Source organism: Enterobacter sp. FUJ80071, assembly GCF_038739915.1.
In the GTDB taxonomy this organism is placed as follows: domain Bacteria; phylum Pseudomonadota; class Gammaproteobacteria; order Enterobacterales; family Enterobacteriaceae; genus Enterobacter; species Enterobacter kobei.
The window spans coordinates 2,255,640-2,274,934 of record NZ_JBBXKH010000001.1; the positions used below are offsets into that span (position 1 = coordinate 2,255,640).

The window sequence follows — 19,295 nt, forward strand, 5'->3', positions numbered from 1 at the left end:
AAACTGAAATATTTAGTATTTAACGCTTCATTGAAAAAGCTACTCCTTACGAGTAGGTACGATAGCCCTTGGTTGTTTAAGTTGGTGTTATGTATGTGTTTATTTGATTTTTGCAGATTAATGCATTGGTTTTAATGGGGATGGTAGTGTGATGTTTTTATGGTTTCGATGTGTTTGATATTAAATTTCACATGAAAGTATGATGTTCAGACAATTCTTACATGCCAGCGTCACTGTTGCAGAGCCTGTATAAGGAGGTACTGAGATATGCGTAAATTTGGTTATATTCTGGGTGATGACAGAAATGGTGTGTTAGTGCTGCGTGAAAACAGAGTGTTGATCCCCTTAAATGCCAATCCGCTCAGCCAGAAGCCTATTTACCTGAGACAAACCATGTTCAGATTGCTTGAATATCTTCTGGAAAAAGGGAATTCAGGACTTATTCGGGACGAAATAATTATGAGAGCTGTCTGGGAAGCGTATGGTCTGCAGTCCTCATCACCGCGTTTATGGCAGGTTATGAATGAATTAAAGAAGCGCTTAAGCAGGCTTGGTATCGATGATGAATTTATCATTCGCGTCGAAGGGCGGGGTTACATGGTTAATACAGGAGGGTATGAACCTGTTTACATCCGGGCGTCATATGACCGCCTGAATCGGTTCTTTATGGCCCGAACTCAGAATACTGAAGTCGTGAAATCATTTAAATAAAAATATCGCTGCTCCTGATGGAGCATTAACATCCATTTTATTACGCCTCAGGCGTAAGGAACTGTCATGAACGCAATCTATAAAGTCATATTTAACAGAGCAACGGGGCAACCTGTGGTTGTTTCTGAACTAGGGAAGGGGAAGCTGAAAAGTTCAACCTGTAAGGCTTTGAAAACAGCGATACTGATGAGCGCTGCATTATTTTCGATGAAATCGAACGCTACAGTATGCGATACTACTACTTTCTCTTGCCAGCTTGATGCAAATTGGTCATTTGCAACTAATAATAATAAGAATGGCGTTGCCAACATATCAGATGGTAATCGTTGGGATATAACAGGAGTCCAGTCGTGGTTGAAAGGCGATAAAAGTTTTGTTCAATATGATAACCTGCAAACAATATTTAACAATGGATATGCGGTTTATCGCCAGGGCAAAAAAGTCACCTCACTTGATGCCGCACAAACGAAGATAAATTACTCTGGTTATGATGATACAATAACAGTGTATGATTCAATTACTCAATCATACAAGACAATGCGAGTTTATTCTTCAAACGCCTTTTCTGAACAAGATTCTTATAAGATAGGTTATTCTCCTAGTTTTATGGTTGAAAATGCATCAGTATATGTGGATACACGACTTGTAGATGTTTCTTCTGGAGAGGTGAATGTAAATCTTACGGGGGCGACATATACTACTGGAGAAATAAGAAATAGTAGTCTGGTTAATGTTGATGGTACCCAAAATAGCTCTGTTGCAAACTGGAATTCAAAACAACAATTTATAACCACCGCAACGGTTGATTGGTCAACAGCAAGTAGTTCGGCTGATTTCAATGTTATTAGTGATAAATATAAAGGCAGCTTCGAAGCATTCGATGGTAGCACCCATATTGTAAACAATATAAATGATTTTAAAACATACAATAACTGGCTTGTGCAACAATTAAAAGCCGGTTCGCTAGCGCCAGATGAATACACCAATAGACTGAAAGATGCCTATATCAGAAATGAGGAGATTTACCAATACTCGCAATTTCCAGATAACAGTGATAGCAATGCTTATGGTGAAGCAAAAGGTGGAATTATTAAAGTGTATGGTAATTCAGGCTTGGCAACTATTTCAAAAACTGGAAAGATTGAAGCTGTCACAGGTAGCGTTGATAACTTTAGTGTATTATGGTTAACCGATAAGGGGACGGCCATTAATGAGGGTGAAATTATATCCAGTGGCCGTATAGCTGAAGTTTCAACTGGAGCTAAATTGACGAATAATGGTCTATTATCTCTTGGGGGAGGTAATATTTATCTTTATAATTCAGGTTCATTTTCTCTTAGACCTATATATGTGTCAGATATAGGCAGTAAATTTTTAAATAACGCTACTTATAATATCAATGCTAGATATGCATATCTTTCAAAAGAAACTAATGGGACTATTTATGGTGTGCATTTGGTAAATGGTGCTGAATCTGTAAATGATGGGCAGATAAATAGTGGGTATTGGGGTGGTGGCACCATATCCAAAGAATTCTCAGGCATGATAAGAAGTGTCGTTGTTGAAAGCAATGCTAGCTTTATTAATGGCTCGAAAGGTGAAGTCACATTAGGCGTCGGTAGTGATGGACTCACTCAAAGTTATCTTGGTTCAGGAAGTGCGGCGATTCAAGCTAACACAGACGGTAAAGCCTACAATGATGGGACGATTACTCTCAATTCAGGCTCTGATGGCGTATATGGTTTTCTAGCTAATGGTACCAATATTGAGATGATCAATACGGGGACGATTAATGTAAATAGTGATGGGGATTCTGGTCAATTCATTCCAGGTCAGAGTGTTGGTATATTATCGCAAAATTTATCTGACGGAACCATTGATAACCGCGGCACGATCAACCTAAATGGAGCTAATAACGTTGGCATTAAAGCTGTTCGTGGCGGACAGGCGGCATCTTCTGGTGTTATCAATATTAATATTGCCGCTGGCCAAAGTACCCTACGTAACTACGGGGCTTGGGTGGACGGGGCTGGCTCGAATATTGGTATTGCCGGAGATATTAATCTAAACGGCGATGGTGCTATTGGTGTGCATGCCCGTGACGGAGGGGTTATCAACTTGAGCGGTAATGCAGCCATTAATTTTTCATCAGGTACAAAACAGATTGGTTATTTTATCTATGGTTCCGGATCACAGATTAATAACAGCAGCAGCAGCGTCCAGAATGTCTCATCAGATAATTCGACGTTAATGCGCCTTGATGGTGGGGCCAACTTTACCGGCAGCGCCATTCAGGGTTCCAGTATGGTTTCGTCAGGAAAGAATTCCGTGGTCTTATCGGCAACGGGAACTGGCACGTCGGTAAATACCGGCAGCCTGACCCTCGATCTGTTGGGAACGGGATCCACTGGCGTACTCATTGAGGGCGGAGCCACGGGTGTCATTGATGCCAACACCGCGCTGCAACTCAATAATGCCAGCGCTATTGCGGCGATCGCAGATGGAAATGGCTACGATCTTACCGGCGCACTGACGACCACCGGCGATTCATCTACAAAACTCAATTCCGCCGCCGCTTTGTCTTCGACACAGAATACGGTGACCGGTTATATCGCCCGCAATGGCGCCACCCTTGAAAATTCAGGAAGTATCTCTTTTGACGGCGAGAATACAATCGGGATAGAAGTACTGGATGGTTCCGCAGGGACGAACAGCGGCAGCATCACATTGAACGACGGCGGCGTTGGTCTGAAGGCCAGCTCCAGCAACCTGATCACAACCGTCAATAACACCGGGGATCTGACGCTGAAAGGCGGTGCCGATGATAATCGTACCACCGGTAACCGGCAGCGGTGCCGTGGTGGGTGTCGTTGACGGCAACGAGTACGATCTGGCCGGGGGCGTAACCAATAGTAACATGGGTACCATCTTGACCAATGAAGCCAGCATCACTTCCGGTCTCGCTGGCGCTACAGCCTTTATCACACAGAATCAGGGCAAGTTGATCAATACCGGTCGTATCGATCTCAGCAACGGCTCCGGGAATACCGGTATTAAGGTCATCAGCGGCCAGTTCGAAAACAAAGCCAGTGATATTACCGTCAGCGGCGTGGCTGTGGACGTGGAAGGGGCTAACTCCAAGGTATTCAGTACCGGAGGTAGCATCATTGCCACAGATGGAGAGGCCGCAATTCGCCTGAGTCAGGGGGCTTCACTGGATTTAGTGGGCAGCGGTATGGGTGTTGTCGAGGGCCGGGGTACGGCACATGGGGTGCTGCTGGATACCGGCGCGAAAGGACTCATTATCAACGGCGCGCGGATCGATGTGAACGCAACCGGCGCCAGTGGCAATGGTATCGAAAACCGGGCCGAAATCGCGGGCATTCAGCTTAACGGTACCACGATTAATGTGCAGGACGGTAAAGGCGTCCGGACATCAGCGACCCTGGCACAACAGAACAGTGGCACGATTAATGTGGATGGAAGCGGTACAGGTATTGCTTTCATGGCCGCCGATGGTGGGATCTCTGTAAACGATCTTGATTTGTCTCGCTCGTCAGGGCTGACGATCAACGTTCTTGGCAGCGGCGGTACCGGTATCCTGGCGAACACTGCAGATGGTGCGACGGTGCAAAGTGCGGTCAGCGTGAATGTCACTGCGGCAGACGGCGGCTCCGCGCTGGTGGTGAATAATAACGCGAAGCAGGTGGAACAGACTGGCGTTCTCCGTTCTGCATCAACGACCGCAGCGGTAGTGGATGCCGCAAAGGTCAGTACCTTTATTAATACCGGAGACATCATTGCCGCGTCAAACACGGCGCTGGCAATGGCCTTTGATGATGGTGTCGATACGGTCATGCGCAATGGTTCCGGAGGCGTAATCCAGGGGGTTATTGCGCTTAACAACGGCAATAACAGCCTCTACCTTGATGATGCCAGTACCCTGACCGGTACGGCGACACTGGGAGACGGTAACAACAATGTCACCCTGACCGGTACCGCCCGTGCGGACGCGGTTATTGCCGGTAGCGGCGACAATACCTTTACGGTGAAAGGAAAAGGCGCTGTCTTTAATCTTCTGGATGGTGGCATGGGCAGTAATGACACCCTTGTGTTCGATGCCGCCGTGCACCGTCTGACCAGTGCATCGACGATCCAGAACTTTGAACGTGTGGCACTGAAAAACAACTCGCTCCTTACCCTGGACGAAGCTCTGGTTCTGACTGATGGCGGCATCGCGGCTGGCGGTGTTGATGTTGAACTTGGCAGCGAACTGGCAGTGAAGCCTTCCGTCGCGGGAGATTTCACCTTTGACCCGGCCCTTACCGGTCAGGGTCTGGTATCGGTAAGTCTCGATTCCTCACAATCTGATTTTGCTTTCACCGGCAACACCGGAAGTGATTTCGCGGGAACCCTGAAACTGGGCTCCAGTCATTTCCAGCTGGAAGGGGATAACACGTCTTCACTGACGCAGGCCGCCCTGGTCGCCGGGAATGGTAGTGTCGTCACGGTCGGGACGGGCGAGCAACAACTGGGCGGTTTGTCCTTTGACGGGGGGACCGTTCAGTTCGGTGCGGTTATGCCAGGCGATATCATCGCGGACAATCACATCATCACTTCTGCCGATGGCACGCTTGATATCGGTGGTAAGGGCACTGTACAGGTCACACTGGGTGGGGGAGTGATTAACCATGTTCCTGCCAGCCTGAGTAAAAAATCGCTGATGGAGCAGGATGACGCCACCACGCTGGTCCAGCTTGCCGGGGCAAACGGCACGGTAAAAGGAACGGGCGGCCAGCTTAACCTTGTGGATGAAAACGGCAACGTTATTAGTGATGTGCAGCTCCTGGACATCGTTCAGGACGGCAACACCGTGGCGAAGGGAACGTGGGATTACCAGATGGTAAGCAGCTCTGACGGTATCACCAGCGACGGGCTTTATATCGCCTATGGCCTGAAAGAAGTCGAGCTTCTGGGCACGGGTGAAAATGCCCTGACGCTTGCGGTTGGTGCTGATGCTCAGGGATTACAGACCGATCTGCGCGTGAAGGTTACTGGCAGTGGCGATCTGGCAATTGATACCGGCAACGGGCAGACGGTGAGTCTGTCTAATGGTGGAAATGACTACACTGGCGCGACCAGCGTGTTCAGTGGAACCCTGCGCCTCGATGCAGACAATGCGCTGGGCCTGACGTCTGCTGTGAATGTCGCCGCAGATTCTGTGCTGGATATGCACGGTTCACTCCAGACAGCAGGCGCGCTGAATACTGAGGCCGGAAGCCAGGTGATGCTGAACGACGGCAGCCGTTTGACGCTCAGCGATGCCCGGCGGGAGGCAGGAAATAATGACGCCGGGACGATCGCGGGTAACACCCTTACAGGGGCGGGGGAACTCGAGGTACTTTCCGGCGAACTTCACGTCGATGGCGCGAATAGTGGCTATACCGGGGATGTTGCCCTGAACGGCGGCGCAAACGCCATTCTTAACGATGTGTTGGGTCTGGGGGGGAGCGGAACGGTCGAGATGACGTCTGCTAACGATACGCTGACGCTTAGCAATGGTGCCGCTGGGGCGCTGACGAAAACGCTGGCAGGAAGGCGGGTACACCTGGAAACTGGGTGAGCGTGATGAGCGCACGGCCTACTACATCCAGCCGAAAGCACAGGCTATCTGGATGGGTGTTAAGGCTGATGATCTCACTGAAAGCAACGGAACCCGGGTCACCGGTGAAGGGGACGGGAATATTCAGACGCGCTTGGGTGCCCGTGCCTTTATCAAAGGACACAGTACGCTGGATGACGCTAAGGAGCGAACCTTCGAACCGTTTATTGAAGCCAACTGGATCCACAACACGGAGACGTTCGGCGCCACTCTGAACGGCGTACGGGTGAATCAGGCCGGTACCCGCAACATTGGCGAGCTGAAGGTTGGGGTGGAAGGTCAGTTGAGCCGCAATGTCAACCTGTGGGGCAATGTGGCGCAACAGGTGGGTGACGATGGTTACAGCGACAGCAGCGCCATGCTGGGCCTGAAAGTGAGCTTCTAATCAATAACCGGGCAGGCTTAGTGATAAGCCTGCCCTCAAAAACCGTATTCGAGGGAAGAGGTAGATAAATGAGCCAGACAACCCGTCAGTTTTTTACGTTTTATATGGTCATTATGGCACTGTCTGTGGTGCTGCTGGGAGGATGTGATATGAAGAAAAAAGGGAATGAAGTTGCTTATGTTGACCTGGCCGCCGTGCTGTCAATGTCAGGACTTGCGGAGCAAGAAAAGGAACGCATGAACCTGGTTATTGATGCGCTAAAAAAAGCGGAAACCGAGGCCGGGAAGCTGTACGAAAAAATGGATAAAGAGCAAAGGGAAAAGGCCCGCCAGGCCGATCAAATTATGCTTCGCCGGTTGCTGACAGAAGCCGGTCAGTCTGCCAGAAACAGTATACTGTCAGAGGTTCGTCAGGCTGCGGATAAGATTAGACAGCAGGATGGGTTACGCATCGTGATGGACGGTTCATTAATCCTTGCGTCGGCTGACGATACCAACATAACCGTTCAGGTCACGGAAGCGCTTAAAGACGTTAAGGCAGACTTTGGTCCTTTACCTTCCATCTCAGTGACCCGTCCAAAATCTGAACCTGCCACAACGGCAAAAGAGGTTAAAGAGAGTAAGGAAGCAACAAGCTCCAGGAATAATACCACAAAATAATTCAGGAGAAGGCGGCCCCCGATAAGGGCCGCCGCGAAGTAAACAATCAGGGATTTCAGATGAAAATATTGTTCGTTGGAGCCGATAATTTCTGGGCTGAAGGTGTCAGATATCTGTTAGAAGATATATATGAAGAAACGGTAAAACTGGTTTCTGTTCAGGATGGCCATAATTTTACGAATCAGACTGGCGTGATGTTTGAAGAATATCATTTTGTGTTTGTTGATTTGATGAGTTATGTGCCAGCACTTTACGGTAATTTATACCTGACGTTAAATAAGGCGACCGAAAAAATTGTCTTCATTACTTCTGTGAACTCTCCTTTCGTCAATATCCATCGTAATTTGAGATCGAAGTCCATAAAGGTGTCGAAAGATGCAACGTTACAGAAAATGAAGGTTGATCTTTTGATGTCGTGTATTTGTGAAAGTAATAATATTATCCCCTGTGACGCTAATCAATCCGGGTTTAAACGTACAAGAGACATTATGAGCGCCTTTGAGCTTGAGGTGATTAGATCAATCTCTACAGGAGAGAAAGTAAAAAGCATTGCGATAAGAATGAATAAGAGTGATAAATCAATATATCATTTGCTTTCTAAAATAAAATTGAGGATGGGCTTCAAAAGCAAACATGAATTCCTTTCGTTTTTATCAACATTCAACGCGTATAAGATAGAGCGATAATTATACATCGAAAGTAGGTCTCTGCTTATTATTCAGCCAGGGGAAAGCTATGCTTATATCAAAAATAAATAAATCAAAGCCATTTAGAATAACTGTGTTTCTCGTCGTTGCATTTCTTTATGGTTGTGATATTAATGGAAGTGAGCAGCGTATTGGGTATATCGATATGAAAGCTGTACTGACTGAGTCAGGATTATCTCAGCAAGAGAAAATGCATCTGGAACAGGTTGGCAGAGTGCTTAAAAGTGCCGATGATGAAGCAGAAGCATTATATAAAAAAATAGAAACAGATAAATTAAAAGAGCTGCGTAAAAATGATCAACTCCTGTTGCAAGAAGTATGGCGTTTGGCTCAGCAGTCAGCAAGGAATCTCATCACCAATGAGGCAATAAAAGCTGCAAAAGTGACGGGCGAAAAAAAGGGGCTGCAAATAATGCATTATGGTCCTTTGATACTCTCGTCTGAACACCATACAGATATCACCGATCAGGTCGTTGCTGCCCTCAAAGATACGCGCGTTAAGTTTGAACCTCTGCCCAGGTTATTAATAGCGCTACCTGAAAATGCAGAAAAAAATCAGCAGGTGGCGTCAGGGCTGATAAGTATTAAGTAAATTTCATTTCAGCTTTTATCTGATGACGCTGGATGAAATGATCATCCAGCCCTGCGCTAGCAGGTGCCCGGCATTTCACTGCTCGTCATAAACCCCGCTACCGTGCACCTTCACCACGGGTTTAAACTTCAACGCGATGACGATCAGCAGCACCACCCCCGCACTCATCACCAGCCAGGCGCTGGTCAATGAAACCGCACTGTCGCGAACAATCCCCGCGATTAACGGCATCAGCGCGGCAATCATATATCCGCCCCCCTGAACTCTGGAGAGTAACTTCCCGGCCTCAGCGGGCGTGCGGGCGTGATCGAACGTGACGATGAGCGACAGTGGGAAAAGGGCGCCGATCCCTGCGCCAAGCAGCAATGTGGATACTACCGGCGTTGTACCCGGTGCAAAGACCAGACACAGTAATCCTGCCAGCAGTAGCGAGAGCACAGCGATCAGCGGCACACGGCGGTCAGGGCATTTACCAATCAGCGCGGAGACGGCAAACCCGGCGACCACTTCGGTCAATGTCAGCCAGGCCAGCATATAGCCACTGCTGCGTGCGGACCATCCCGCCTGAATATAGAGTGGGGGCAGCCAGGCTAAAACCAGCGTGTAGGCGCCAGTTCCCACCCCGAAAAAGAGCAACAACAGTCCTGTCCGGGAGGAGGAGAGCGTCACGGTTTCGTGTACCGTTTTTTCCTCCTCAGGGCGCTTAACGAGGGCCAGCCACAGCATCAGGGCAAGCAGCGCTAATACGCCTGCCATCGCCAGCGCGGGCTTCAGCGTGAGCCATGAAAACAACGGCTCGGCACTGGCGGCGGCTAATGCCGCGCCGGCCATAATGCCCGTGCTGAAGAGCGACATCACCGTGCTGGCCGTTTGCGTATAGTCCTTTTTTATCAGGGCAGGCATTAACGCCTGGATCACGCCTATGCTGGCCCCGCCCAATAACGCGGTACCCATAAGACTCGCCAGTGAGGCGCTAAAACCCCGTAATAAACAGGCCGCAAGCAGGATGAAGAGTCCGAACGCGATCCCCCGGACGGCGCCGATCCTGGCTAAAAGCCAGGGGCCGCATAAGGCGGCCAGGCCCATCATCGCGACCGGCAGGGTGGTCAGCAGGCTGAATTCCGTGGCCGACAGCCCAACTTCATGCTGCAGCACGGAGAACAAGGGGCCGACAGAGGCCAGGACAGGGCGCAGGTTCAACCCGACGATAAAAGCAATAACGGCGAAGAGTAAAGGTGACGTGCGTTTCAACGTGGAATCCTTTTCGATTGTGTACGGCCAGGGCAAAATGCCACAAGCATTTATCTTAACGTTAAGATAAAATCCTTTTTTGTGTAAGATGTAGCGCACAACACGATAAATAACCACTCAACACGGGGGGAAAATGAAAGACCATGTAGATTTTGTTGTCGACCAGTGGAGTCGTGCCATGCCTGAGCTGGACGTCTCGTCGATGAAAATTTTTGGACGAATGCTCAGGCTGATAAAGCATCTGGCAAAAGCGCGCGCGCAGGCCATGGCGCAGTTTGGTTTTCGCGAGGGGGAGTTTGACGTCCTCGCCACGCTGCGTCGCGCCGGTGAGCCGTACTGCCTTTCGCCCACGCAGCTGTACAAAGCGTTGCTGATTACGTCCGGGGCGATGACGAACCGGCTCAGCCATCTTGAACAGCAGGGGCTTATCAGGCGAATCGCCGACCCGAAGGATAAGCGCAGCACGCTCGTGAGCCTGACGTCCAGCGGGAAGGATCATATTGAACAGGCGTTGCTCGTTCACACGGAAACGCAAAATGCAGTATTGAGACATTTATCTGGTATGCAACATGCGCAGCTTGAATCCCTGCTCAGGGAATTACTGCTGACGTTTCCGACTGAGGAACGGGGTGAATAGTCCCCGGGTGCCGATAAAAAAGCTACATGATTCAACCTCATCGAAAGGGAAAATATGTCATTACCGCCACTGTACGCGCTACGCGCGTTTGAAGTCGCCGCGCGGCTGAACTCCTTCAGCAAAGCCGCTGAAACCCTGAATATCACGCCGGGAGCGGTCAGCAGGCATGTCAGGACGCTTGAACTGTGGTTTGACTGCGAGCTTTTCAAACGGCAGGGGCCGAGAGTGGAGGTCAATGAAGCCGGACGTATTCTGGCCGGACAGCTTGGCGAAAGCTTCTCGAATATGGAGTGGGCATGCCGGGCATTCAAAAGTGAAAATCACCTTCTGCGCCTTAAAGCTCCCAGCACCCTTACGATGAGATGGCTCCTGAATGTGCTTAAATCTTTACGCGAAAACCATGCGAAGCCTAAAATCGAAATCGCCAGCGTCTGGATGGACTTCGATACCGTTGACTTCAGCCGTGAGCCATACGATTGCGCGATCCTCCTCGGTAATGGCTATTTCGGCGAGTCAACAGAAAGCCGGCTGCTCTTCAGTGAATGGCTCATTCCGGTTTGTCCCCCGTCTTTGCTTGAATCTGCCCGGCACCAGCTTGCTCAGTGCGATCTTATTCATCCCTCACCGGACAGACGGGACTGGAAACGCTGGTTGAAAAGGACAGGGTTATTCCCCGGGCTCGACATGAGCGGCGGGCTTGTGTTCGACACCCTGGAGCAGGGCAGCCTTGCGGCCATGCACGGTCACGGTGTGGCGATGGCTGACCTTCGACTCACGCTGGACGCACTAAAAAGTGGCCTGCTCGTACTGCCCTTCAGGGAAGCGATAGCAACCGGGGATGGCTACTATCTTGTCTGGCCGAAAAATTCGCTCAGAAGACAGAGTATTGAACGTTTGCTGGCGTGGCTTAACCTTAACGCGCCTGTGGTGCCTTCTTTGAATATCGTCTGTCTTGATTACGATGATAATCAGGTTTAATAAATAGCGGAATATTAATTGTGGGGTATTCCGCATCCTGAACGTATTTATGCGTAGGGAATATTCGCCATCTTTTTATATCTTTCCGGCAGGGCGCTGTTCAGGCTAAGTAATTTATCCAGAATATAAAGCGCAGGCGTCCCCTTTGCGCGCTCTGCGTCGATCAGCGCCGTGCGTAACAGATTGGCAGCCGAGGTCATGTCACGGAAATACTCCTCCGATTCACGCGTTTGATCTTCGCCCGACGCGGCGTAACGCACCTTTGGCCACTCCGCAAAGTCAAGCAGCGGAAGGATCCCATCTTCTTTTGGTAAATGCGCTGAGAGCAACTCTTCGGCGTTACCCGGATTGCTTTGGGCGAAAGCCAAAAGATGCAGTCGATGGATGAAAGGCGATAGCGCTTCTGAGCTTTCCTTTTCTGCTGAAAGTAACGTTATCAACTCATGCAAATTTGCATTGAGGCTATATTTATGAGGCGAGATAATATTCAATACAGGGAATAAAGCATCGAGTGTCATAGCTGCTCCATACAGGCTTAATATTATTTATTTTTTCTATCCCAGGGATGAATGGATGGTATTGCAGGGCTATCGCTTTTGAAAAACGATAAATAGTGGGAATAAATGTGAGTTTTACTCAACGTTGCGCTTTGGAGTGCGATCACGCACATCCTCACGCTGCAGCGTTTTGTTTCACAAACGCCATCGCTCATCGACCGTCCAGAATGGTATAACGTCGTGCGGCTAAAGGGTGGCCGCCCGCTGACTCCATTCACAAAGGTGTATATGAAACAAATTACGTTCAGTGACCTGCAGCAACAAAGCGAGCAGGCTGCCAATTCTCCTCGCTTACGCGCGCACCGCAATTTACATCCCGAACTGAGCGACCCGGTACAACGCCTGGCTATCGCGATGGAGCCAGGTACCTATGTTCGCCCTCATCGCCACCCGCACACGTTTGAACTGCTGACGGCTCTGAGCGGTCGCTTTCTGGTGTTGAATTTTGATGACAGCGGTAACGTGACCCAGCGCGTGGTGTTAGGTGAAGACTGCAAAGTGCTGGAGATGGATGCCGGTACCTGGCATGCCGTGCTGTCGCTGGATAAAGGCGGCGTCATTTTTGAGGTGAAACACGGCGGCTATCAGCCTGTTCCGGAGCACGATACCGCTCCATGGTCACCGGCTGAGAACGCGCCCGGTAGTGCGGAGCTGATGAAATGGTACGCTCAGGCACAGGTGGGTGATGGAGGTTTTACCCTGTAATTTTCTCTACTTTTCCCGACGCGCGGAAAGGCGCGCCGGGATAGAGAGAGACGCTCCCGCCAACTCAACTGACCGTATTAAAATGCCAGTCGCCGGCAGTCGACAGCATCACGAACGGGCCGGCCAGCGTGCTGTTGTGATGCGCAATGATGTCAGTGGCGGGTAAATGTGCGTTATCCATTGTGGTATGCGCATCTGAAATCAATATCGTCCTGAAGCCCAGCTCCGGCGCGGCCCGGCAGGTGGTGTCGACACAAAATTCTGTTTTCATCCCGGCAATGACCAGCTGTTTGATGCCTCTCTGATTAAGTTCACGCAGCAATTCGGTATCCCGAAAACAGCTGGAATGGCGCTTGGTGAAAACAACATCCTGCTCCTTCACGTCCAGCTCGGGTATCAGCTGCGTCAACGGCCCCTGCGCTGAAAAGGGCGAGTCGTCTGGTCCAACATGGCGGGCAAAAAAGACGGGTACCTGAGCGTGGCGCGCGTTGGCTATTAACAAACGGATATTTTCCAGAACGGCATCGGCGGAACAGGGTGAGACCGGGCCCCGGAAGAGGCCCTGCTGCATGTCGATAATTAAGAGAGCATTGTCAGAAATCATTTTCTTTCTCCATTCAGAGGGCGGTGAACGGAGAGGTATTTCCCCGTCCAGTTAGGCGGGGATTGAGGTTCTGTTTGTCAGTCGTTTGCTACAGATACGCTCATGCCGCCGAAGGTGCCGGTGGTGGTGAGGGTGGTTGTTGGCTGAACTGACTGATACATGGAATGACCTTTGTTTATTCATTACGCTATATGCGGAATTATCACGTTAGTTATAGCGTTGCTTAACGCATTGCTTCAAGACACCAACTTGAGTAGGGGTACGATGCAGCGGCAGGAAGCTGTCAGCAAAGGCTCGTAACCTGCTGTGCACGCCTTTGCTGACTGAATAGCCGGGATTATTTAAGGCCCTCTAGTCCCTTCAGGAACTCCTCCACCTGCTCAGGCATCGCCGTGTCTGCCTGGTAAAGAATATCGAGTTTGACGTTCTTCAAACCGCAGAAGCCGAAAATGCCCTCGACTATTTGAGTCTGAATCGCCGTCGAATAACCATGTTTATCGAAACCGTTAAGATCGCTGCCAGCAGTCGCAATAAGGCGAACGGGAACGTCGCGCAAATTGCCCACAATCCGGCCGTCTTCTGCCACTTTATACGCCCAGTTCAGCGTCAGAACGCGATCAAACCAGCCTTTCAACAGGCCGGGAACGGACCACCAGTACACCGGGAAAACGAATACCAGCATATCCGCCCGCTCGACCCGCTGCTGCTCGCGCAGAATATCTTCAGGAAGGGCGCTCGGATCGCCGTGGTACAAATCAAGATCGGCGCGGGACATGGCCGGGTTAAACCCTTCGGCATGCAGATCGGCCATCTCCACCTGCGTACCCTGTTCACGCAGTTTCCCGGCAATGCGGGCGGCCAGCGAATGGGATAACGAATTGTCGACAGGGTGAGCCGTCACGATCAGTGCATTATTAATGGCATGTGTAGCAGACATAGCGACCTCGAATGGGTGAGAATTGACGTTTATATTACTATTGGTAACTTAGCTGTCAATCCGCACCCAACGATCATTTTGTGCTATTCACGTAGGTCTCCAGTACCCCGGTGATGGCGCCGCTGAGGGTATCTTCCGCAACATTTCGGGCGAGCACGCCGTTACACGCGGCGGTGCTGAGCGCGTCCGCCGCACCAATGATGGCCGTCAGTACCGCTTCTCCCTGAACGCCTTTCAGGACGACAAAAGGGGAAAGCGCGGTACGCAGGCAGTCGGCGCATTCGGCAACGCACGCCTCACGAAACGACTGCAACGCGCGAGAGCCGGACAGCGCCGCGGCGATGGGCCCGGTTTCGGGCCCGGCGGTCATGGCGCAATCAATATAGGCGGCGCTGAAAAAGCGGATCGTCTTGTCCAGCGTTTTGCTGTCTACCGCCAGCGTCTCACGGAATTTCGCCAACTGCCGATCGCTATAATCCTGATACAAGGCCATCAGCAACCCTTCACGATCGCCAAAATGGTCGTAGGGGATAGGCTTGGTCACGTTGGCCCGCTCCGCCAGGTAACCCAACGTCAGTGCCTCCGTGCCTTGCTGGCGGACAATTCCGCGCGCCACTTCCAGCAGCTGTACGCGGCGATCCTCTTTTCTTAAGCGCTTAACAACCATGCTTTCCTCGGAACAGTTATCTACTTAGGGTAGTTTACACGTTTTCTGCCGGGGACTGCACGCGCTGTTCAGCAGGGCGGATCCGGAACCAGATCGCATACATCGCAGGCAGGAACACCAGCGTAATGGCCGTGCCGCCTAAGGTTCCGCCAATCAACGTGTAAGCCAGGGTTCCCCAGAATACCGAATGCGTCAGAGGAATAAACGCCAGCACGGCGGCAAGTGCCGTCAGCAGTACGGGCCGGGCTCGCTGAACCGTCGCCTCGACCACCGCGTGGAACGGATCGAGACCGTCCTTCTGGTTATGATCGATTTGCCCAATCAGGATTAGCGTATTGCGCATAAGAATGCCTGAAAGGGCGATCAACCCCACCAGCGCGTTGATGCCAAACGGCTGATTGAAAATCAACAGGGTTGGCACCACGCCAATCAGCCCCAGCGGCGCGGTAAGGAACACCATCACCATCGCCGAGAGCGAACGCACCTGCAGGATGATGATCAGCAGCGTCAGCGCAATCATGATCGGGAACAGCGGAATCATTGCCTGCGTGGCTTTGCCCGATTCCTCAATCGAACCGGCCATCTCAATGCGGTATCCGGCCGGTAGCGTATCTATAATCGGCTGGAGCTGTTTCATGATGGCGACCGATACATCCGGTGGCTGAAGATTGTCGGCGATATCACCCCGCACGGTAATGGTCGGAGTGCGGTCGCGGCGGCGCAAAATCGGGTCTTCCATACCGATCTCAATCTTGCCAATTTGAGACAGCGGAACGCGCTGCCCCGCATTGCCGACGAGGGTAAAACCCTCAATTTTTGCCGGGTCGAGACGGATATCCCCCGCGGCGCGCCCCATGACCTCTACCGAGCGAATATCTTCCCTCACGGCGGTAATTGGCACGCCTGAGAGCAAGAACTGAAGCTGCTCAGCCACGGCACTGGACGTTAAGCCGGTGGCCTGCAGACGGTTTTGATCGAGGGTGAAATGCAATACCGGAACGCGTGATCCCCAGTCGGTATTGACGGTACGCATCATTGGGCTTGCCTGTAGGACGCCTTTCACCTTGTCTGCGATATCGCGTAAGGTACCGACATCCGGCCCCGAAACGCGCCAGGCAACCGGGAAGGGCGAGTACGGGCCAAAGACCAGCTGCGTCACCCGCACGCGGGCGTCAGGCGCCAGGCCGCTGGCGACAGCCTCCCTGAGCCTGAACTTGAGCGCTTCGCGTGACGTCTCGCTGTCCGTCAGGATTACGATTTTTGCAAAAGACGGGTCAGGTAATTCGGGGGCCATCGCCAGGTAAAAGCGGGGCGATCCCTGGCCAATATAGGCCGTCACGATGTTGGCCTCAGGCTGCTGGCTCAACCATGCTTCTATTTTTGCGGTTGCGGCACGGGTCTGTTCGATTGAGGTGCCATAGGGCATCTGCACTTCAACCAGTACTTCCGGGCGGTCGGATGTCGGGAAAAATTGTTTTTTTACCAGTCCCATGCCGAATATGGCGAGGATGAAAATAGCGACCACGGCACCGGCCACCCGCCATTTTCCGGCGATAACGCGGCTCAGCATCCGGCGAAAACGGTTATAACGCGGCGTGTCATAGATGGCGGCATGGCCTCCTTCCACTTTGGGAATGGCCGGGAGGATCTTCACCCCAAGATAGGGGGTAAACACCACGGCGACAAACCACGATGCAATCAGGGCGAGGCCGACAATCCAGAACATATTGCTGGTGTATTCCCCGGCGGTTGACTGGGCAAAACCGTTTGGCATAAAGCCAATTGCCGTCACCAGCGTACCCGCCAGCATTGGCGCGGCGGTATGGCTCCAGGCGTAGGCGGAGGCTTTGACCCGGTCGTAACCTTCCTCCATTTTGACCACCATCATTTCGATGGCGATAATGGCATCATCAACCAGTAAGCCGAGGGCAAGGATCAGGGAGCCCAGCGTGACGCGGTCAAAGTTTATCCCCGCGGCTTCCATCACCACGAAGACCACCGCCAGCGTCAACGGTACCGCCGCTGCAACCACCACCCCCACGCGCCAGCCCATGCTGACAAAACAGACCACCATGACCACCAGCAGGGCGACGAAGAATTTGATCATAAACTCATCCACCGCCGAGCTGATGTTGACTGACTGGTCGGTGACTTTGCTCAGGGTCATGCCCAGCGGCAGACTCGCGTTTATTTTTGCCGTTTCGGCATCCAGCGCTTTACCCAGCGCCAGACCATTCCAGCCCTCACGCATGACGATACCCAGCAGAAGGGCGGGTTCATGCTGGTTACGTATCAGCATCGTAGGGGGATCTTCATAGCCCCGTTCAACCGTCGCCACATCGGACAGCCTGAGCGTTTTGCCCTGAGCCACAACGGGTGTATCGCGGATCTTCTGCAACTCATCAAACGCGCCGTCGAGGCGGATAAATATCTGGGCGCCCCGGGTCTCAATAGAGCCCGCTGCTTTTAACGCGTTCTGATTGTTAAGGGCGTTGAAAATATCCTGCGGCGAGAGACCCATCGTGGCCAGTCGGTCATGAGAAAAAGCGATGTATATCCGCTCCGCCTGTTCGCCGATAATGTTCACTTTCTTCACGCCGGGTACGTGCAAAAGTTGCTGGCGCATGGCTTCGGCATCACGTACCAGCTGCCGCTGGGGTTCACCTTTCGCTTTCAGGGCAAAAAGGGCAAAGGTGACATCGGCAAATTCGTCATTGATCATCGGGCCGATCGTCCCGGCAGGGAGGTTCAGGGATTCGTCTCCCAGCTTTTTCCGCGCCTGATAGAACGCCTCCTGCACTTCTGCGGGAGGCGTTTTGTCTTGCAACGATAAGGTGATAAACGCCATGCCGGGGCGGGTATAGGTTTCCGTCCGGTCATACCATTTGAGCTCCTGCAGGCGTTTTTCCAGCGGTTCGGCCACCTGATCCTGCATCTCCTGCGCGGTTGCGCCGGGCCAGACGGATATCACCGTCATTTGCTTCACCGTAAAAGGGGGATCTTCCGCGCGGCCAAGCCCAAAAAAGGCGTAGATACCGGCAATCGTCACAAGGACGATCAGAAACAGGGTGATGGAGCGCTCGCGCACGGCAAGCGCTGACAGGTTGAAGCGACTTCCGCTCATGGCGTGTTCTCCGCCAGCGCGGCATTGCGTTGTTCTGCAAGCCTGACGATTTCACCCTCGTGCAAAAGGTGTGCGCCCAGCGCCACAATCTTCTCGCCTGGCTTCACGCTGCCCGTGACCTGCGCGGCATCTTCACCCACGCTCAGCACCTTCACCGGCGTCCAGGTAACCTTTGCCGGCCTGGCGGAAATGCGCCAGACTCCGGGGCCTTTGCCAGCATCGTAGAGTGAGGCGAGCGGAACCTGCATGACCTGACGTTCCGCTTTTGGGTCCTGAACGTTCAGCGTGACGGTTGCCCCCAGCGGCGCGTTTGCCAGGTCACCATTCAGCACGTAGCGGGCTTCATAGGTGCGGGTTGTGGCATCGGCTGAATCAGACAGCAGGCGCAGCGTTGCGCTGACCGGGTGTTTTTCATTGCCATAAAGTGTGGCCAGTGCAGGGCTGCCAACGGCAGGGCGCAAGGTCTCCGGGAACTGCACGAGCGCTTCACGTTGTCCCGCCCTGGCGAGTCGGATCACCACTTGCCCGGCACTCACCACCTGACCTGGCTCGGCGAGGGTTTCCATCACTACCCCGTCTGAATCCGCCAGCAGTACGGCATAGCCCGTTGCGTTTTGCGCCACGTTGGCCTGCGCCCGGGCTGCGCTGAGTTCCGCTCTGGCGGAATCGGCGGCGGCTTTGATCTGATCATACTCCGAGGCGGACACGGCGCCGGACGCCACAAGACCGCGATAACGCACCTCATCGCTGGACGCTTTTCTCGCACGCGCCTGGGCAGCATCCACCGTGCGCTGCTGTGCCTGGGCCTGTAATTTCAGGTCAACCGGATCGAGGCGCAGTAACGGCTGACCCTGTCTGACGGTTTGCCCGGTATCGACGAGTCGCTCAAGGATTTTCCCCTGAACCCTAAAACCCAAATCACTTTGCGTTCTCGCCACCACCACGCCGGTAAAGGCGTGCGCAGTATTGTTCGCAAGCGCGATGGCGGCGGATCTGACAAGCGGTGGCTTTGTGCGCGGATCGTCACTCGCGGAATTATCGCCGCACGCCACGAGGACAAACGGCAGAAGGCTAACGGCAAGGCGGGCTGTATTGAGCCTGAGCATGGGAAACCCTTAT

The 19,295-nt window shown here is 52.3% G+C and carries 17 protein-coding genes; 10 read left to right on the forward strand and 7 right to left on the reverse strand.

Going from position 1 to position 19,295, the window contains the following annotated elements:
- Nucleotides 1–267 precede the first annotated feature (267 nt).
- The 7 genes from AAER43_RS11115 to AAER43_RS11145 all read left to right on the forward strand — a co-directional run bounded on the left by AAER43_RS11115 (nt 268) and on the right by AAER43_RS11145 (nt 8,716).
- Complete coding sequence (locus AAER43_RS11115) at nt 268–711, forward strand: winged helix-turn-helix domain-containing protein (protein ID WP_057058068.1); 444 nt, start codon at nt 268–270, stop codon at nt 709–711.
- Between the two features lie 66 nt (nt 712–777).
- On the forward strand, nt 778–3,585 hold the full coding sequence (locus AAER43_RS11120; RefSeq protein ID WP_231070109.1) for an ESPR domain-containing protein: 2,808 nt from the start codon (nt 778–780) through the stop codon (nt 3,583–3,585).
- Nucleotides 3,533–6,334 carry a hypothetical protein gene (locus AAER43_RS11125; protein ID WP_342701931.1) on the forward strand — a complete coding sequence of 934 codons (2,802 nt, stop codon included), beginning with the start codon at nt 3,533–3,535 and terminating at the stop codon, nt 6,332–6,334. Before AAER43_RS11120 ends, AAER43_RS11125 begins: the two co-directional genes overlap by 53 nt.
- Before the next feature lie 25 nt (nt 6,335–6,359).
- A complete protein-coding gene (locus AAER43_RS11130) occupies nt 6,360–6,758 on the forward strand; it encodes an autotransporter outer membrane beta-barrel domain-containing protein (protein ID WP_342702029.1) in 399 nt (132 codons plus the stop codon).
- A 68-nt stretch (nt 6,759–6,826) separates the two neighbouring features.
- Nucleotides 6,827–7,417 carry a hypothetical protein gene (locus AAER43_RS11135; RefSeq protein WP_050863007.1) on the forward strand — a complete coding sequence of 197 codons (591 nt, stop codon included), beginning with the start codon at nt 6,827–6,829 and terminating at the stop codon, nt 7,415–7,417.
- Nucleotides 7,418–7,476: 59 nt separating this feature from the next.
- Entirely contained in the window at nt 7,477–8,103 is a 627-nt protein-coding gene (locus AAER43_RS11140; RefSeq protein WP_050863008.1) for a hypothetical protein, read from the forward strand.
- A 49-nt stretch (nt 8,104–8,152) separates the two neighbouring features.
- The gene (locus AAER43_RS11145) at nt 8,153–8,716 is read left to right on the forward strand and encodes a hypothetical protein (RefSeq protein WP_050863009.1); all 564 of its coding nucleotides are present in this window, start codon (nt 8,153–8,155) and stop codon (nt 8,714–8,716) included.
- A gap of 75 nt (nt 8,717–8,791) precedes the next feature.
- On the opposite strand, the gene AAER43_RS11150 is transcribed toward AAER43_RS11145, so the two are convergent.
- The gene (locus AAER43_RS11150) at nt 8,792–9,967 is read right to left on the reverse strand and encodes an MFS transporter (RefSeq protein ID WP_050863010.1); all 1,176 of its coding nucleotides are present in this window, start codon (nt 9,965–9,967) and stop codon (nt 8,792–8,794) included.
- Nucleotides 9,968–10,100: 133 nt separating this feature from the next.
- Between AAER43_RS11150 and AAER43_RS11155 the strand changes: the two genes are divergently transcribed.
- Together AAER43_RS11155 and AAER43_RS11160 are read left to right on the forward strand one after the other, a co-directional pair.
- Nucleotides 10,101–10,604 carry a MarR family transcriptional regulator gene (locus AAER43_RS11155; RefSeq protein WP_032645249.1) on the forward strand — a complete coding sequence of 168 codons (504 nt, stop codon included), beginning with the start codon at nt 10,101–10,103 and terminating at the stop codon, nt 10,602–10,604.
- Between the two features lie 54 nt (nt 10,605–10,658).
- A complete protein-coding gene (locus AAER43_RS11160; RefSeq protein WP_050863011.1) occupies nt 10,659–11,582 on the forward strand; it encodes a LysR substrate-binding domain-containing protein in 924 nt (307 codons plus the stop codon).
- Nucleotides 11,583–11,629: 47 nt separating this feature from the next.
- Here AAER43_RS11160 and AAER43_RS11165 read toward each other — a convergent pair whose 3' ends face one another.
- Nucleotides 11,630–12,100 carry a hypothetical protein gene (locus AAER43_RS11165; protein ID WP_023337245.1) on the reverse strand — a complete coding sequence of 157 codons (471 nt, stop codon included), beginning with the start codon at nt 12,098–12,100 and terminating at the stop codon, nt 11,630–11,632.
- Nucleotides 12,101–12,367: 267 nt separating this feature from the next.
- On the opposite strand from AAER43_RS11165, the gene AAER43_RS11170 reads away from it, so the two are divergent.
- On the forward strand, nt 12,368–12,844 hold the full coding sequence (locus AAER43_RS11170; protein WP_014883727.1) for a WbuC family cupin fold metalloprotein: 477 nt from the start codon (nt 12,368–12,370) through the stop codon (nt 12,842–12,844).
- Between the two features lie 64 nt (nt 12,845–12,908).
- Here the strand turns inward: AAER43_RS11170 and AAER43_RS11175 are convergent, their stop codons facing one another.
- The 5 genes from AAER43_RS11175 to AAER43_RS11195 all read right to left on the reverse strand — a co-directional run bounded on the left by AAER43_RS11175 (nt 12,909) and on the right by AAER43_RS11195 (nt 19,282).
- Nucleotides 12,909–13,448: a cysteine hydrolase family protein gene (locus AAER43_RS11175; protein WP_342701932.1), complete on the reverse strand. Its 540-nt coding sequence runs from the start codon at nt 13,446–13,448 to the stop codon at nt 12,909–12,911.
- A 337-nt stretch (nt 13,449–13,785) separates the two neighbouring features.
- Entirely contained in the window at nt 13,786–14,385 is a 600-nt protein-coding gene (locus tag AAER43_RS11180; protein WP_048996299.1) for an NAD(P)H-dependent oxidoreductase, read from the reverse strand.
- A gap of 73 nt (nt 14,386–14,458) precedes the next feature.
- Complete coding sequence (locus tag AAER43_RS11185) at nt 14,459–15,052, reverse strand: TetR/AcrR family transcriptional regulator (protein ID WP_032636662.1); 594 nt, start codon at nt 15,050–15,052, stop codon at nt 14,459–14,461.
- A 34-nt stretch (nt 15,053–15,086) separates the two neighbouring features.
- Nucleotides 15,087–18,176, reverse strand: a complete 3,090-nt coding sequence (locus AAER43_RS11190; RefSeq protein WP_050863013.1) for an efflux RND transporter permease subunit — start codon at nt 18,174–18,176, stop codon at nt 15,087–15,089.
- Nucleotides 18,173–19,282, reverse strand: a complete 1,110-nt coding sequence (locus tag AAER43_RS11195; protein ID WP_050863014.1) for an efflux RND transporter periplasmic adaptor subunit — start codon at nt 19,280–19,282, stop codon at nt 18,173–18,175. Before AAER43_RS11195 ends, AAER43_RS11190 begins: the two co-directional genes overlap by 4 nt.
- Nucleotides 19,283–19,295: the final 13 nt, after the last annotated feature.

Coding starts and splice junctions, on each gene's coding strand:
- AAER43_RS11195 (WP_050863014.1), bottom strand. CDS start 19,282: ATGCTCAGGCTCAATACAGCCCGCCTTGCCGTTAGCCTTCTGCCGTTT.
- AAER43_RS11160 (WP_050863011.1), top strand. CDS start 10,659: ATGTCATTACCGCCACTGTACGCGCTACGCGCGTTTGAAGTCGCCGCG.
- AAER43_RS11190 (WP_050863013.1), bottom strand. CDS start 18,176: ATGAGCGGAAGTCGCTTCAACCTGTCAGCGCTTGCCGTGCGCGAGCGC.
- AAER43_RS11175 (WP_342701932.1), bottom strand. CDS start 13,448: ATGATTTCTGACAATGCTCTCTTAATTATCGACATGCAGCAGGGCCTC.
- AAER43_RS11120 (WP_231070109.1), top strand. CDS start 778: ATGAACGCAATCTATAAAGTCATATTTAACAGAGCAACGGGGCAACCT.
- AAER43_RS11180 (WP_048996299.1), bottom strand. CDS start 14,385: ATGTCTGCTACACATGCCATTAATAATGCACTGATCGTGACGGCTCAC.
- AAER43_RS11135 (WP_050863007.1), top strand. CDS start 6,827: ATGAGCCAGACAACCCGTCAGTTTTTTACGTTTTATATGGTCATTATG.
- AAER43_RS11145 (WP_050863009.1), top strand. CDS start 8,153: ATGCTTATATCAAAAATAAATAAATCAAAGCCATTTAGAATAACTGTG.
- AAER43_RS11165 (WP_023337245.1), bottom strand. CDS start 12,100: ATGACACTCGATGCTTTATTCCCTGTATTGAATATTATCTCGCCTCAT.
- AAER43_RS11155 (WP_032645249.1), top strand. CDS start 10,101: ATGAAAGACCATGTAGATTTTGTTGTCGACCAGTGGAGTCGTGCCATG.
- AAER43_RS11125 (WP_342701931.1), top strand. CDS start 3,533: ATGATAATCGTACCACCGGTAACCGGCAGCGGTGCCGTGGTGGGTGTC.
- AAER43_RS11115 (WP_057058068.1), top strand. CDS start 268: ATGCGTAAATTTGGTTATATTCTGGGTGATGACAGAAATGGTGTGTTA.
- AAER43_RS11140 (WP_050863008.1), top strand. CDS start 7,477: ATGAAAATATTGTTCGTTGGAGCCGATAATTTCTGGGCTGAAGGTGTC.
- AAER43_RS11185 (WP_032636662.1), bottom strand. CDS start 15,052: ATGGTTGTTAAGCGCTTAAGAAAAGAGGATCGCCGCGTACAGCTGCTG.
- AAER43_RS11170 (WP_014883727.1), top strand. CDS start 12,368: ATGAAACAAATTACGTTCAGTGACCTGCAGCAACAAAGCGAGCAGGCT.